This is a genomic window from Rhizobium sp. TAL182 (assembly GCF_002117725.1).
Lineage (GTDB): Bacteria > Pseudomonadota > Alphaproteobacteria > Rhizobiales > Rhizobiaceae > Rhizobium > Rhizobium esperanzae.
On record NZ_CP021024.1, the window covers coordinates 3476402 to 3489744 of the forward strand.

At 57.4% G+C, this 13343-nt stretch carries 14 protein-coding genes; 11 read left to right on the forward strand and 3 right to left on the reverse strand.

Features of this window, described 5'->3' with window-relative positions:
* Nucleotides 1–9: 9 nt before the first annotated feature.
* Both Tal182_RS17525 and Tal182_RS17530 read right to left on the reverse strand, forming a co-directional pair.
* Entirely contained in the window at nt 10–435 is a 426-nt protein-coding gene (locus tag Tal182_RS17525) for a helix-turn-helix transcriptional regulator (protein ID WP_085860241.1), read from the reverse strand.
* Nucleotides 436–599: 164 nt separating this feature from the next.
* Nucleotides 600–1232 carry a class I SAM-dependent methyltransferase gene (locus Tal182_RS17530; RefSeq protein ID WP_064804374.1) on the reverse strand — a complete coding sequence of 211 codons (633 nt, stop codon included), beginning with the start codon at nt 1230–1232 and terminating at the stop codon, nt 600–602.
* 539 nt (nt 1233–1771) lie between these two features.
* On the opposite strand from Tal182_RS17530, the gene Tal182_RS17535 reads away from it, so the two are divergent.
* Entirely contained in the window at nt 1772–2629 is an 858-nt protein-coding gene (locus Tal182_RS17535) for a DUF6030 family protein (RefSeq protein WP_085860242.1), read from the forward strand.
* Nucleotides 2630–2677: 48 nt separating this feature from the next.
* Here the strand turns inward: Tal182_RS17535 and Tal182_RS17540 are convergent, their stop codons facing one another.
* Nucleotides 2678–2974 carry a hypothetical protein gene (locus Tal182_RS17540; RefSeq protein WP_245344789.1) on the reverse strand — a complete coding sequence of 99 codons (297 nt, stop codon included), beginning with the start codon at nt 2972–2974 and terminating at the stop codon, nt 2678–2680.
* A 235-nt stretch (nt 2975–3209) separates the two neighbouring features.
* Here Tal182_RS17540 and Tal182_RS17545 point away from each other — a divergent pair, with 235 nt between their 5' ends.
* The 10 genes from Tal182_RS17545 to Tal182_RS17590 all read left to right on the forward strand — a co-directional run bounded on the left by Tal182_RS17545 (nt 3210) and on the right by Tal182_RS17590 (nt 13325).
* On the forward strand, nt 3210–4283 hold the full coding sequence (locus Tal182_RS17545) for an endo-1,4-beta-xylanase (protein WP_085860243.1): 1074 nt from the start codon (nt 3210–3212) through the stop codon (nt 4281–4283).
* Between the two features lie 31 nt (nt 4284–4314).
* A complete protein-coding gene (locus Tal182_RS17550; RefSeq protein ID WP_064804380.1) occupies nt 4315–5466 on the forward strand; it encodes a glycosyltransferase in 1152 nt (383 codons plus the stop codon).
* On the forward strand, nt 5466–5972 hold the full coding sequence (locus tag Tal182_RS17555; RefSeq protein WP_085860244.1) for an acyltransferase: 507 nt from the start codon (nt 5466–5468) through the stop codon (nt 5970–5972). The genes Tal182_RS17550 and Tal182_RS17555 overlap by 1 nt, the downstream gene beginning before the upstream one ends.
* Nucleotides 5969–6871 (forward strand): exopolysaccharide glucosyl ketal-pyruvate-transferase, encoded by a 903-nt coding sequence (gene pssM, locus Tal182_RS17560; RefSeq protein ID WP_064804384.1) that lies wholly within the window; start codon nt 5969–5971, stop codon nt 6869–6871. The genes Tal182_RS17555 and pssM overlap by 4 nt, the downstream gene beginning before the upstream one ends.
* 147 nt (nt 6872–7018) lie before the next feature.
* Complete coding sequence (locus Tal182_RS17565; protein ID WP_064806277.1) at nt 7019–8521, forward strand: lipopolysaccharide biosynthesis protein; 1503 nt, start codon at nt 7019–7021, stop codon at nt 8519–8521.
* Between the two features lie 30 nt (nt 8522–8551).
* On the forward strand, nt 8552–9583 hold the full coding sequence (locus tag Tal182_RS17570; protein ID WP_064804386.1) for a polysaccharide pyruvyl transferase family protein: 1032 nt from the start codon (nt 8552–8554) through the stop codon (nt 9581–9583).
* Nucleotides 9584–9594: 11 nt separating this feature from the next.
* Nucleotides 9595–10416, forward strand: coding sequence for a galactosyl transferase (locus tag Tal182_RS17575; protein ID WP_085860245.1), 822 nt, complete (start codon nt 9595–9597; stop codon nt 10414–10416).
* A gap of 81 nt (nt 10417–10497) precedes the next feature.
* Nucleotides 10498–11436, forward strand: coding sequence for a glycosyltransferase family A protein (locus tag Tal182_RS17580; protein ID WP_064811122.1), 939 nt, complete (start codon nt 10498–10500; stop codon nt 11434–11436).
* Nucleotides 11437–11460: 24 nt separating this feature from the next.
* Nucleotides 11461–12345, forward strand: a complete 885-nt coding sequence (locus Tal182_RS17585) for a glycosyltransferase family 2 protein (protein WP_064811123.1) — start codon at nt 11461–11463, stop codon at nt 12343–12345.
* Complete coding sequence (locus Tal182_RS17590) at nt 12342–13325, forward strand: glycosyltransferase (protein ID WP_085860246.1); 984 nt, start codon at nt 12342–12344, stop codon at nt 13323–13325. Before Tal182_RS17585 ends, Tal182_RS17590 begins: the two co-directional genes overlap by 4 nt.
* Nucleotides 13326–13343 lie beyond the last annotated feature (18 nt).

Here is a 13343-nt window from a genome sequence, read left to right on the forward strand (position 1 = left end):
GGTCCATCCTCAGTTGTGTACAACCGGATCCTGCAGGTCGCTATCGACGTCGGGCAATCCCGTCATCGCCAGACTTTTGGCCAAGGCCACCAGCTTCTGCCTGATGTTGGGATCTTCGATGGCGATGAACGCTTTATTGAGCGCGAGCCCTTCCTTCGAGGATAAAAACTTGTTCAATTCGCTCGTCTCACCATCGATCGGTCCGGAACCGCCGTTCTCGAAGAAGAAGCCGACCGGCACGCGAAGGATCTCGGAAATGCGCTGAAGGCGGCTGGCGCCGATCCGGTTCGTTCCTTTTTCGTATTTTTGAATCTGCTGGAAAGTGATGCCAAGAAGTTCGGCCAAACCATGCTGGGTCATGCCGAGCGTCTTTCGCCGAACTCTCACGCGGTTGCCAACATAGACATCGATGGAATTCGGCGATTTGGCCTTCATCTGCTTAAGTCTCCCGCTTCATCAATACGCCCGCTGTATAATGGAGAGTTTAAGCAAGAATGCAACTAAAAGTAAATATTTCATCACGGTTTTTTTCACCACAGCATGCAGTAGAAACAACCTCCGGACTACTGCGGCGAACGGCGCAATGTCGCGCCGACCGGCTAAAGCGGCTTGTCGGCGACGGCGATCATTGATTTGGCAAAGGCAGGAATTCTTCCAACATATTCGAAACGGACGTTATCGAAGCCGGTCTCCAGCAACAGTGTGCGCAATGTGTTTTTCGACCAGAACTTGATATGCCCATGATCCTTCAACGGCATGAAGTGATCATCCATTTTTCCCGTCGCAGCCAGTGCAAGATTCTTCAGATAACCGTGATAGGGCGTCGATATCACCGCGATGCCGCCCGGCTTGACGAGATCGAACATCGTCGAGGTGAAGCTCTTCGGATCGTAGACATGCTCGACGACCTCCAGGCTGATAACGGCACTGAAACTGCCATAATCCCGGGCCAGGTCGTCATAGGCCGAGCCGACGCTCAGCGCCAGTCCGGGATGACGGATATTGGCCTTGCCGATTCCGTCGCTGGAGGGATCGACGCCGACGACATCATATCCTGCTTTCGTAAGAGCCGCGGCGGCCCCGCCGGTGCCGCATCCGAGATCGAAGACGTCATTTTTCGCAGAACCATCGAAATGATCCTCCAGCACATCGAAGATCTTGGGCAAGATGTAGGAATGTGCAGTTGTCGGTTTGGCGTGAACGTAGGTGGTTGCGTCTAGCTCGATGGACATGGTCTCTCCTTTCTGCTGTTGCAGCGCAATCCCTATCGATTAATACGTCGAAAATTTGATCGAACTCGCCGAAAGTCGTCATCCGATAAATATTTTGGAAGCATAATTTCAAATTTCTCACAAAAATTTTAACGCTATGCGCGAGAGAATGGCAGAACTTGAGTGCACTCCCCCCGTAATTACACTGAATATCTTCAGTTTCTCGACCTGTGGATGAAAATACTTATGTCAATTCAACAATCTTTTCAAAAAACTCGAATTTATTTCAATCCAGTTTGGACGACGCCCCTTTGCGTGACCACAGAAGCGGCAAGATCAGCGAATACCCCTCGCCGAATTGCCGAACGCTTTATTGGAAATTCTCGGCTGAAATGCTGCTGAAGCGCTCTCGGCGAACCGATCGCGCGCTTTTCATGAGGGCGCGGATGAAAGGGCCCTGGTTGCAGACACGAAGCCAAAAGATATTTAACCGGATCATGTATACTGACGGGATCCAGACAGACCAACGAAATCCTTCTCGCGTGCCGGAGAAGACAAGCTTGCCCGATAATTCGTCGCCCGCATATGCGAAACAGCCGGCAGGAAAACCGCGGATTCCCGTGACCTTCTGGTTGTTGCTGACGATTTCCCTCTCGCTGGTCATCGGAACGGTGCTTCTGTCCAACGACATGAAACATTTAAAGGCGGTTGGCCATTATTTCGGCTTCGACCTTTTCCCCCCTGAGGTGAAGCCGCCGCCGCCCAAAGCTCTTCCCAGACCGGCGCCGCCGGCGGTCTATAAGCTTCCCCTGCATGCCACCGAACCGCCCGTGGCACAGACCGCGTCGGCCTTTCTGCGCACATGGCGCATATCCGGGCCTGCAATGTGCGCGGCGCTGCGCCAAGCGGGCGTTCAGACCAGCGAATGGGCGGCGGCCAGCTTCAATGCCGACACGTTCGAATGCGTTTACGAGCACAGCGCCAAGCGTGAAAAGGATCAGCTTGCGAATTCCATCTTCGTCATTGTTCGTGGCGATGCCGCCGGCACGATCAGCAGTATGCGCGTGAAGATCGTCAATCCCGAAACGGATCAGAATGGCCAGCTCGATCCGGCTATCCTGCGCATTTTCGAAACCATGCTGCGTCAACCGCAATGGCTCGATTTTCATGAGACCCTGAATGCGATCAAAAACCTGAAGGATGTCAAGGAAGACGGCTTCGGAGCCAACATCGCCTTCACCCACGAAGTGCTCAATCCGCAGCGCTACAATTTTACCCTCTCGCTGGATGCAACGTCGGGGCCCCAAAAAAGGGCGAGGAATTACTTTTCCGGCAGAACATGGTTTCCCGTGCCAGAGCCCACAATTGCGGCCAACCGCACGCAGCCGGAACTTCCCCATCAAGAGCGGCCGCAGTAAATCGCAATTAGAGCCGCATGCGGCGCACTTCAGGCGATGCGACCTGCATCACCGTGATGCCGGGACAGGATCCTGTAAAGCTCCGTCAAGCTGTCTGGACTTGGCCGTTCGGCCCCCGGCCAGACGCCAGAGACGCTCTACATTGAGGTCCTGAATAGCCTGCGCAAGTTCGTCGTTGAGCGAGCGAACGACGCGTGCCGATCGACGCAATCGCAACGAGGTTCTGACGAGCGCGCCGAACAGGATGAGAATGGTGCCGACAACGCCGAGAGCAAACGCCGCGAACTGCCGGTCGTCAAAAAGGGGATACGCCGCTGCGAACAGTCGCCATAAAAAAAGCGGCATAGCTCATCAGATAGTTAAACCAACCTTCCATAACGAGCTCCCCTCCGCAGCGGTTTAATATCTTGGATTACGCAGAGAAGTCTAAAAATTGCCGTCGTCATCCACGCCGCTGAGAATACATCGGAAGTTGTGCCGATGTATTAATTAAGATCGAAGCCGCGACGGATCGTAATCCGCAAGCTTGGCCCTTCGATTCCGCCGAAGACGTTAAACACAGCCAACAGTGAGAGAAAGAATGAATAGAAGACGTTTCCTCGCCTCCGTTCCGCTCGCCCTGTTATATGCCCGCGCGGGGCAGGCTTTGGCGCAGGTGCCGCCGCCCGCGGGGCTGCGCGCCCTGGCCGACAGAAAATCGTTTCGATTCGGTTCGGCGATCGATCCGGAGGATGTAGGCAATCCGATCGCGTCGCAGATCTACATCGACAACGTCAATTCGGTAACGCCGCGAAATCAGCTGAAGTGGAATGCAACGGAAAAGATGCCAGGCGTCTTTTCCTTCGGCCCCGCCGATCAAATCGTTGCGTTTGCACGCAAAAACAACATGAGGGTTTATGGACACACGCTTGTCTGGTATCGCACGCCCGACTGGGTGTCCGCCATCACCGACGCTGCGACCATTCGGGCGGCGATGAACCGTCATATAAAACAGGTTGTCGCTCGTTATAAGAAGTCGATCGATGCGTGGGATGTGGTGAACGAGCCGTTGGAATATGATGTGCCGGATCTGCGGAACTGCGTTTTCCGACGCCTTCTTGGCGACGACTATATCCGCATGAGCTTCGACATGGCACACGAGGCCAATCCCGACGCGATGCTGGTTCTCAACGAGACGCACCTGGAGAAAAAATCCGAGGTGTTCGAACAGAAGCGTGCACGCATCCTGAAGATTGTCGAGAATCTCGTCGCCAGAAAGACGCCGATCGGCGCCGTCGGGCTGCAATCGCATTTCCGCCCCGGTCTCGATCGGATCGATCCGGAGGGAATGGGCCGATTCTGTGCAACACTGAAGGATATGGGTGTCGGGGTTTTTATCACCGAACTCGATGCGTCCTGCCATTTCCTCAACCGCGACAAAAGCTCCACGCCGGTCTCCTATGCCGAGATTTTCGGTGACGTGATCACCATCGCAGCCGAGCGTGGTGACTTGAAAGGCGCCACCGTTTGGGGCATGTCGGAGAAATATGGCGGGCTTGACGAGAAGGACACCAACCCCGGCGCGGCATGCACGAAGCGCGTTAATCTTTACGACGAAAACAACGATCCGAGAAGTTCGATTGACGGCATCAAGCGGGCAATAGAGGCAATGTGATCGCCAAGACAGTGGAGACGCGAACAGATTCATGAGAAAAGCCGTTATTTACGTGGAAAAATTTTTGCCTGCCAGCCAGGCATTTGTTCTCAACCAGGCAGTGGCGTTTCGCTCCTTCGAAGCTGAAATTCTTGCCGGTTCGCGAATCTCTTCCGCCCATACAAAAAAATCGACTGTCCCGGTTCATGACATTCGTCGGTCTCCCGTTGCGCGGGCCGGCGAGTTGCTTCTGAAAATCCCGCAGGTCGGCCTGCCTTTTCTCTTTCCCGCGATCAGCCAAGCCGATCTTGTCCATGCCCATTTCGGCAAGAACGGCTATGTCATCGGTCCGCTCGCGCGCGCCGCCGGCAAGCCGCTCGTCACGACGTTTCATGGCTTCGACGCCACCTATCGCGGCGATCCGAAAAAACCGGGCGGCTTCAATCAGGTGCGTTTCTTCGCCAAGGGCCGGAGCGAGATGGCAGGCTGGAACAGCTGGAACATCGCCGTTTCCGATTTCATCCGAGAGCGGCTGCTGGCGCTCGGCTTCCGCGCCGACCGCGTCTTTCGCCATCACATCGGCATCGATCTCGATCTCTTCAAAATGGAGCCGCGTCCACGAAAAAAGGGGCTGGTGGTTTCCATTGCCCGTTTCGTCGACTATAAGGGCCACCGCTTCATGATCGACGCGCTTTCACGCGTGGCGGCCGCCGGCACCCCGGTTGAATTCGTCATGGTCGGACAGGGACCATTGAAGGAGGAAATCGAAGCCTTGGCGCGCCGTTCCTTGCCAAGCGTCACGATCCATGAAAATCTGTCGCAGACAGAGATAAGGGATCTGCTCGCCAGTGCGGAACTCTATCTTCACGGCAGCGTGACGCTCGACAATGGTCACGCGGAAGCCTTCGGCCTCGCCAATCTGGAGGCCGAAGCCGTCGGTACTCCGGTCGTCGCATTCCGCTCGGGAGGCGTGGGCGAAGCGATCGAAGAGGGGAAAACTGGTTATCTCGTGGAGGAGCGGGATGTCGCGGGCATGGCGGAAGCGGTCGGAAGGCTGCTCAACGACCAATCCCTGTGGACAGCCTTCAGCGCGCGGGCACCGCTTCTGGTGGCCGAGCGCTTCGACATACGTCGTCAAACGGGGATGCTAGAGGACTATTACAGTTCCGTACTAGACCAATTTTCCAGCCGGGGTCGGACTTGATGGTGCAGACAGGAAAGAAGCCGAAGTGGGGACTGAACGTATTTCGGCCGCTGCGGAACGGGATCGTTAAGGCCAAGTGGCTCTATTATACCAAATTCTGGGGTATGGACATCGATCCGACCGCCAGCTTTTCGCTGAGCGTGCGCTTCGACAAGACCAATCCGAAGGGACTGCATATCGGCGCCGAAACCTATGTCGCCTTCGAAGCGGCCATCCTGACCCACGACCTCACACGCGGGCTCTACCTTCACACGAGGATCGGCAAACGCTGCTTCATCGGCGCCCGCAGCATCATCCTGCCCGGCGTGGAGATCGGCGACGAATGCGTCATCGGCTCCGGCTCGGTGGTGACCAAGAGCGTGCCGCCGCGCTCGCTCGTGGCCGGCAACCCGGCTAAGATAATCCGCAGCGACATCAAGATCATTTCGCGTTACGGACGCATGGCCCGCGATGACGAAACGGTCACGCAGATCGTGACGCACTTGCCGACTGGAGAAGCACGATGAAGATGTTTGCCTATCGCGGGAAACACGAGAATTTCGGCGACGAATTGAACCATTGGCTCTGGGAACGTCTGCTGCCCGGCTTCTTCAATGACGACGAGAGCCAGCTCTTTCTCGGCATCGGTTCGATCCTCTACGATAATTTCGACCCGAACATACAGAAGATCGTCTTCGGCTCGGGCTATGGCGGCTACACCAACGCGCCGAAGGTCGACGGCAACTGGACCTTCTACTTCGTGCGCGGAAAGAAGACCGCCGAGGTCCTCGGCATCGATCCGAGCTACGCCATCGGCGATTCGGGCATCCTGACGCGCAGCTGCTGGGATGCCAAGAGCGTTGAGAAGCGCTACCCCGTCTCCTTTATGCCGCACTACGAAAGCGCCATGTACGGCAGCTGGGATAAGGTCTGCGACCTCGCCGGCATCCATTATATCGATCCCCGCTGGTCGGTGGAAAAGGTTCTGACCGAACTCAGCGCATCGCAGAAGGTCGTCTCCGAAGCGATGCATGGCTGCATTATATCAGATGCGCTGCGCGTTCCGTGGCGGGCGATCCGGCCGATCGCGCCGGGCAATCGCGCCAAGTGGCATGACTGGGCGAGTGCGCTCGATCTGGAGATCGATTTCGATCCGATCGGCCCCTCGAACCTCGTCGAAGCAGGCGCATCTTTGGTGCGGAAAAACACATACCTGTTGAAGAACATCACGTTCCGTCACCGCCGCATCCGGCAGCTGACCGGCAACTATGTTTTCGGCTCGACCGTCAAGACGTTGCAGCGGGTGGCTGAGAAGCCGGGACAGCTCAGCTCCGACGAGGCTATCGTAAGAGCCCACGAGAAAATGCTGGTCGAGCTGGATCGGCTGAAGCAGGATTTTTCCAAGAAGACGGCCAGCGCCCTTTGATGTCGCAGACCCCGTGACGAGGCAATAAGGCATGATGCTTTCTAATTCCGCCAATACTCTCCATTCCCGCAAGGGCAAGAAGCACTCCGGATGGGACTGCAGCCCGCTGAAATGGTCAACGTCATCGACCTCGGGAGCCGTTCGCCCATGAGCAGTGTTACCGACCGGCTGATTCAAGGCAGCATGTGGCTGAGTTTGTCCCGCGCCATCGTCAACGGGCTCTCGGCGCTCAGCACCTTCGTACTCGCCTGGTATCTGGTGCCGGCTGACTTCGGTCTCGTCGCCATTGCAACGACGATCCAGGTCATTCTGAGTTCGGTCACCGAACTCTCGCTCAATCAGGCGCTTATCCGACACGAGTCGCCCAGCGAAACGCACTTCAGCGCGGTCTGGACCTTGAGCGTGACGAGAAGCGCGATATTGGCGCTGCTGTTTGCCGCCGCGTCCTATCCGATCGCCGAATTTTATGATGAGCCGCGGCTGACGAGCGTCATGCTCGCCTTGAGTTTCAGCCTGCTCCTGAGCGGTCTTGCCAATCCACGCCGTGTCATGCTCCAGCGCGATCTGATCTTCTGGCAGGAATTCGTCCTCAACGTCTCGCAAAAGCTGGTCGGCTTCATCGTGACGGTGGCGATTGCGGCCATCTATCAGAGTTACTGGGCCCTCGTGATCGGCACCCTCGCCTATCAGGTGACCAATATCATCGTTTCCTACACCGTCCTGCCGTTCTGGCCGCGCATCACCTTTCGGCACGCACGCGAATTGTTTTCGTTCTCGGTGTGGCTGACGGCCGGACAGATCGTCAACACACTGAACTGGCGGATCGAATATCTGCTGATCGGAAAGTTGCTCGGCGCCACGCAGCTCGGCCACTACACGGTCGGCAACACCCTTTCGACGCTGCCGACGCGCGAGGCCACGGCGCCTTTGAACCAGACGATCTATCCGGGCTTCTCCAAGGTCCGCAACGATCCGGTCCGGCTGATCGCAGCCTATCAGCGTGCGCAGGCGCTGTTGGCGGCGGTGGCGCTTCCGGCGGGCATCGGCATGGCCGTGGTGGCCGAGCCTATGATGCGGCTTGCCTTGGGAGAGAAGTGGATTCCCGCCATCTTCATCGTCCAGGCGCTCGCATCGGTCTTTGCCCTGCAGACCCTCGGCTCGCTCGTCCAGCCGCTCGGCATGGCGAAGGGCCATACGAAGATGCTGTTCATCCGCGACACGCAGATGCTGGTGGTCCGCATCCCCATCATCATCGCCGGCCTGATGATGGCCGGGCTTCCGGGCGTCGTTTATGCCCGGGTGTTGACCGGCCTGATTTCCACCGTGGTCAACATGCTTCTCGTCAAGCGCTTGATCAATCTGCCGTTCTTCCAGCAGCTCGCGGCCAACTTCCGCGCGCTTGCCAGCGTCGCCTTGATGGCCGCCGGTGTCTGGGGATTGTCGCACATTCTGAGCATGCCTACAGACAAGCTGCATCTGGCGCTCTATCTCGCCTTCCTCGTCATCACGGGCGGCATCATCTACGCCGGATCGAGCTTTACTCTTTGGGTGGCGATGAAGAAGCCCAATGGCCCGGAAACTGAAGTTCAGCGTATCGTTGTCAAGTTCCTGTCAAAAGCAAAACGTATTGCCGTACCCAAATCGGCGTGAAGTTAAACGAACATCAACAAGAGAGGCAGAATGACCAGCCAATCCAGACCGGAGCTGATCGCAAAACTCAACGGCATGATCCATGATTGCCTGAAGGACTATGTCTCGCGCGATGAACCGCTTGCGATTCTCGACTTTCCCGACATCCGCAATTGCGGCGACTCGGCGATCTGGCTGGGAGAGATGGCCTATCTCAGGGACCGCTTCGGCAAGCGCCCGGACTATGTTTCCAGGCTCTACGACTTCTCCGCCGACGAACTGAAACGTCGCGTGCCCACAGGCCCGATCTTCATTCACGGCGGCGGCAATTTCGGCGATATCTGGGTCGCCCACCAGGACTTCCGCGAAATGATCATGGAACGCTTCCCGGATCGGCAGATCGTCCAGTTCCCGCAATCGATCCACTACAGTTCGCCCGAGCGCATCGAGCAGTCCAAAAAGGCCATCGGACGCCACAAGAATTTCGTACTGCTGGTGCGCGATGAAGAATCGAAGGAGTTTTCCGAGAAGCACTTCGACTGCATCGTGCGGCTGTGCCCGGATATGGCCTTCGCCATCGGTCCGCTGCCGGAAAGGGCAACGCAGATTCCCGTCCTCGCCATGTTGCGGGAGGATGCGGAACGCGTCGGCGGCGGTGATCGCAAGATTCCTTCCGATATTCCTGTGGAAGACTGGATTACGGAATCGAAGAGGAAGGTGGACATCGCCAAGAAGTTGGGCGTAGCCTCGGCTTATCTCGCATTGAAGCCGAGCGAAGTTGCCTTGCGCAGGTTGGATGCTGCGGCTCATAACCGCTTCGAGCGTGGCATCAGTCAGATTTCGCGCGCCCGCGCTATCGTGACCGACCGTCTGCACGTTCATATCTGCTCGCTGCTGCTCGGCCGTCCGCATGCGGTGCTGGACAACAGCTATGGAAAGATCCGTCGCTTCATGAATGCTTTCTCCGGCGGAACCGACCTTTCCTACAAAGCGACATCGCTCGAAGACGGAATCGAGTGGGCGCGCCAGCAGGCTGCCAAGGGGCGCGTCGCTGAGAAAGAAGCTGTGGGCCTGCGGGCTTAAGGGGGAATTCGATGCCACTTGTCACCTTCATCATCCCGGTCCGACATCAGGACAACGCGCGCGATTGGAGCAAGCTGAAGGCAAATCTCAGCCAGACCGTGGCCTCCATTTCCAATCAGACCAATGACGATTGGCGCGGCATCATCGTAGCTAACGAAGGGGCCGATCTGCCTGATCTGCCGGAGAAATTTTCCGCCGTTCGTGTGACGTTTCCGCCGAACGACATGCACGAACTCGGAAAGGGCAGCAAGGAAGACTTCCTCGATGCCTTCCGCGCCGACAAAGGCCGGCGCGTTCTAAGCGGCATGCTGGCCGCAGCCGACAGCCGCTTTTTCATGATTGTCGATGACGACGATTTCGTCAGCTCCCGGATCGTGCAATATGTATCGGAAAACCGGGATGCCAACGGATGGACGATCGACAATGGTTACATCTGGGACGACGGCGGCAATTTTCTGCTCGGCCATGATGACTTCAGCCATCTCTGCGGCACCTCGCTGATCATTCGCGGCGATCTGTATGAACTGCCGCAGCGGTTTGAAGACGCCTCTCTCGACTGGATCAAGTCGATGCTGGGCAGCCACGTCCGCATTGCGGGCATTCTAGCCCAGCGCGGAGCGCCCCTGACCAAACTGCCTTTCCGGGGAGCAGTCTACCGGGTCGCCCATGGCGGATCGCACAGCCGCGCGCCGAGCCTGATGCGGCAGTATTTTCTCAATCGTGGCGTACTTCTGAAGCCGCGACGGTTGTTGCGCAATTTTCGCAAGCTGAGGGTTCTCGGCGGCGGTTATCGGCGCGAATTCTTCGGCGGGGCGCGGTCGAATCCCGCATAGCAAACCGATCCGTCCAATAGGTATAGGCAGTCAAATCATGAGGCTTTCCTCTTTCGACTTCACCAAAAGGGTTGGTAACTGATGTCGGATCTTTTCGTCAGCGTGCTCTTTTCATCCTATAATGGCGCCAGCCGCCGGCTGCGCCATACTTTGGATTCATTGGTGAGCCAGGAGCTTCCCCATGATCGATGGGAATTGATCGCTGTCGACAACAATAGCAAGGACGATACGTTCGACCTTCTGAAATCGTATAGCGAAAAACTTCCGATCACCATCCTGCAGCAGCGCAAGCCGGGAAAGTCCAGCGCGCTGAATCTGGCCTTGGATCGGGTGAAGGGGGATCTCGTTGTTCTTACGGATGACGACATCCGCGCCGAACCAAATTGGCTGAAAGCGATCGTCGACTGTGCCGCAGCCCATCCGAGCTATGGCGTCTTCGGCGGCAGAATCGTTCCAGATTGGGAGGAGGAGCCGAAGGACCGCTTTATCGACTGGATTCCCATGGGATCGACATTCGCGATCGTCGATGAGACACAAAGCGGACCGTGCGATCCGACAAAGGTTTGGGGGCCGAACACGATCGTTCGGCGAGAGTTGCTGGGGACGAGCGTACGCTATCGAGAAGACATCGGCCCTCTTCCGGGAAAGATGTTCGCGATGGGTGAAGATGCTGAAATCATCATCCGCCTGGCCGCGGGTGGAGCCAAATCCTATCGATGCGCCGAAGCCGTGGTTCACCACTGGATCCCGGCGTCGAGCGTGACCGAGAATTGGGTGCAGAAACGCGGCGAGCGGCTTGGCTACGGCATGCCGGCGCTCTTTCCTGATGAGGTGCCGGAAGGCGTGAGGATAAGCGGCGTTCCATTGCCGACCTGGATCGAAAGTGCACAGTGGGCTTTCCGTGCAGCCCTCCTCTATCTCCTGCCGCGGTCGAAGAAGCGTTTCTGGGCGATTTGGAAATACTACTACATGCGCGGCTATCGTGCCGGAATTCGCCGATACGCCCCGCTGGGGCGGTGATCGATTGGCCCAGGAGACGGTAATTTGAAACTTTCGGTGCTGATCAACAATTTCAATTATGGGCAGTTCTTGCGCCCATGCATCGACAGTGTCCTGTCGCAGACTTATCCCGACTACGAGGTGATTGTCGTCGACGATGGCTCCACGGATGATTCCAGGGAGATCCTCGCTTCCTACGGCGAGCAGATCCGATCCGTATTGAAGGAAAACGGTGGCCAGGCCTCGAGCTTCAACGCAGGGTTTGCGGCTGCAAGCGGCGATATCCTCTTTCTCCTCGATGCCGATGATGCGTTTCTGCCTGGCAAACTCGCGCGCATTGTCGAGGTCTATGACCGCAACGAGATCGACTGGTGTTTCGACCGCGTGACGACCAACGAAGACGACCAGCCTCCCGCGAAGTTGCAGGTGACGCTGTTCGACAAACGGGACACCCTGCGCAGGGGCGGCTTTCCCTCGCTTCCGGTGCCGACCTCCGGCTTGAGCTTCCGCCGCGACCTCCTGTCCCAGATCCTGCCGATGTCCGTCGCGAAAGACGTCGTGCTCAGCGACAATTACATCAAGTTTGCAGCCGCCTATCTTGGTCGCGGAGCCATCGTCGAAACGCCGCTGACCTTTCAGCGCATTCATGCCTCGAACCGCTATACGGGCACGAGCAGGGCAAAAACACTGCGCCCACGGATCATGATCGCCACAGGATTGGAGCTGGCGCGCCGCTATGATGGGCTGCATGCTCTGGGTAAGAGCCTGGTCGCCGGAGGCATTGCCGAAACGACATCGCTTTTGAAACTGAGGAGCGAAGCTCGCAACACCGTGGCCGGCGGTCCGTTCGGCGATGATGCCGTCAACGAAGTGGCCCTGATGGCCGCGCGCAAGCGTTTGGGCACTATGCTGCGGAGAGGACAGTCATGAACCAGCAGGACGCTTTTCCGCATTCATCTGCCGGAACTGATCCGTCAGGCGCGTCGCCGTTGAACATCGCCGTCGGCGTGCTGACCTATCGGCGGCTGGACGGGATCGCCAAGCTGCTCGATGTGATGACACGCCAGACCAGGCATCCGGCTCGCCCCTATCATCTGACGATGGTGATCGTCGACAATGATGCCGCCGGCAGCGCAAGAGCCACGGTCGAGGCTTTCGGCCAAACGGGCACCTATGATCTGATCTATGTCGTCGAACCGAACCAGGGCATACCGTTTGCGCGCAATCGCGCGCTAGATTCAGCCCCTGCCGGCACCGATCTCTTCTGCTTTCTCGACGATGACGAATGGCCGGTCGATGGCTGGCTCGATGCGATGCTGGAGACCCGGGAGAAAAATCACGCCGATTGCGTCTACGGTCCGGTCCAGCCGGTCTATCCCGAGAATCCGCCGGAATATTTCATCAAGGCAAGGGTTTTCGAGCGCAAGAAGAACAAGGACGGTCAGCGCATTTCCTATGCGGCTTCGAACAATGTCATGTTCGATTATCCCCTCATCCGCTCATGGAATCTGCGCTTCGAAGAGAAAATGCGCTTCACCGGCGGCACTGACTATCTCTTCTTCAATCAGGCAATTCGTCGTGGCATGCAGGTTTTCTGGGCTGACAAGGCACTGGTCTATGATGTCGTTCCCGCCAGCCGCATGACATGGAAATGGGTGCTGCAGCGACAATACCGGCTTGGCAACACTTTCGCCGTCAGCGAGATCCTGCACGGCAACCTCAAGCGCCGGCTCTATCGCGCGGCCTATGGCGCCACGAGAGTGATGCTTGGGCTGGTCATGCTGCCGGCGATCCTGGTTTCACCCTATTGGGGCATGCGGGCACTCACCCATGTACTGCGCGGTGCCGGCATGGTGAACGGAATTCTCGGACACGCATACCAGGAATACAGGCCCAATGCCGCCTTCTGATACTGTTTGCAGGAGTAC

What these genes read in the sequence shown, in the direction of transcription:
- Tal182_RS17525 (WP_085860241.1), bottom strand. Translation starts at nt 435, where the DNA reads ATGAAGGCCAAATCGCCGAATTCCATCGATGTCTATGTTGGCAACCGC.
- Tal182_RS17530 (WP_064804374.1), bottom strand. Translation starts at nt 1,232, where the DNA reads ATGTCCATCGAGCTAGACGCAACCACCTACGTTCACGCCAAACCGACA.
- Tal182_RS17540 (WP_245344789.1), bottom strand. Translation starts at nt 2,974, where the DNA reads ATGCCGCTTTTTTTATGGCGACTGTTCGCAGCGGCGTATCCCCTTTTT.
- Tal182_RS17545 (WP_085860243.1), top strand. Translation starts at nt 3,210, where the DNA reads ATGAATAGAAGACGTTTCCTCGCCTCCGTTCCGCTCGCCCTGTTATAT.
- Tal182_RS17550 (WP_064804380.1), top strand. Translation starts at nt 4,315, where the DNA reads ATGAGAAAAGCCGTTATTTACGTGGAAAAATTTTTGCCTGCCAGCCAG.
- Tal182_RS17555 (WP_085860244.1), top strand. Translation starts at nt 5,466, where the DNA reads ATGGTGCAGACAGGAAAGAAGCCGAAGTGGGGACTGAACGTATTTCGG.
- pssM (WP_064804384.1), top strand. Translation starts at nt 5,969, where the DNA reads ATGAAGATGTTTGCCTATCGCGGGAAACACGAGAATTTCGGCGACGAA.
- Tal182_RS17565 (WP_064806277.1), top strand. Translation starts at nt 7,019, where the DNA reads ATGAGCAGTGTTACCGACCGGCTGATTCAAGGCAGCATGTGGCTGAGT.
- Tal182_RS17570 (WP_064804386.1), top strand. Translation starts at nt 8,552, where the DNA reads ATGACCAGCCAATCCAGACCGGAGCTGATCGCAAAACTCAACGGCATG.
- Tal182_RS17575 (WP_085860245.1), top strand. Translation starts at nt 9,595, where the DNA reads ATGCCACTTGTCACCTTCATCATCCCGGTCCGACATCAGGACAACGCG.
- Tal182_RS17580 (WP_064811122.1), top strand. Translation starts at nt 10,498, where the DNA reads ATGTCGGATCTTTTCGTCAGCGTGCTCTTTTCATCCTATAATGGCGCC.
- Tal182_RS17590 (WP_085860246.1), top strand. Translation starts at nt 12,342, where the DNA reads ATGAACCAGCAGGACGCTTTTCCGCATTCATCTGCCGGAACTGATCCG.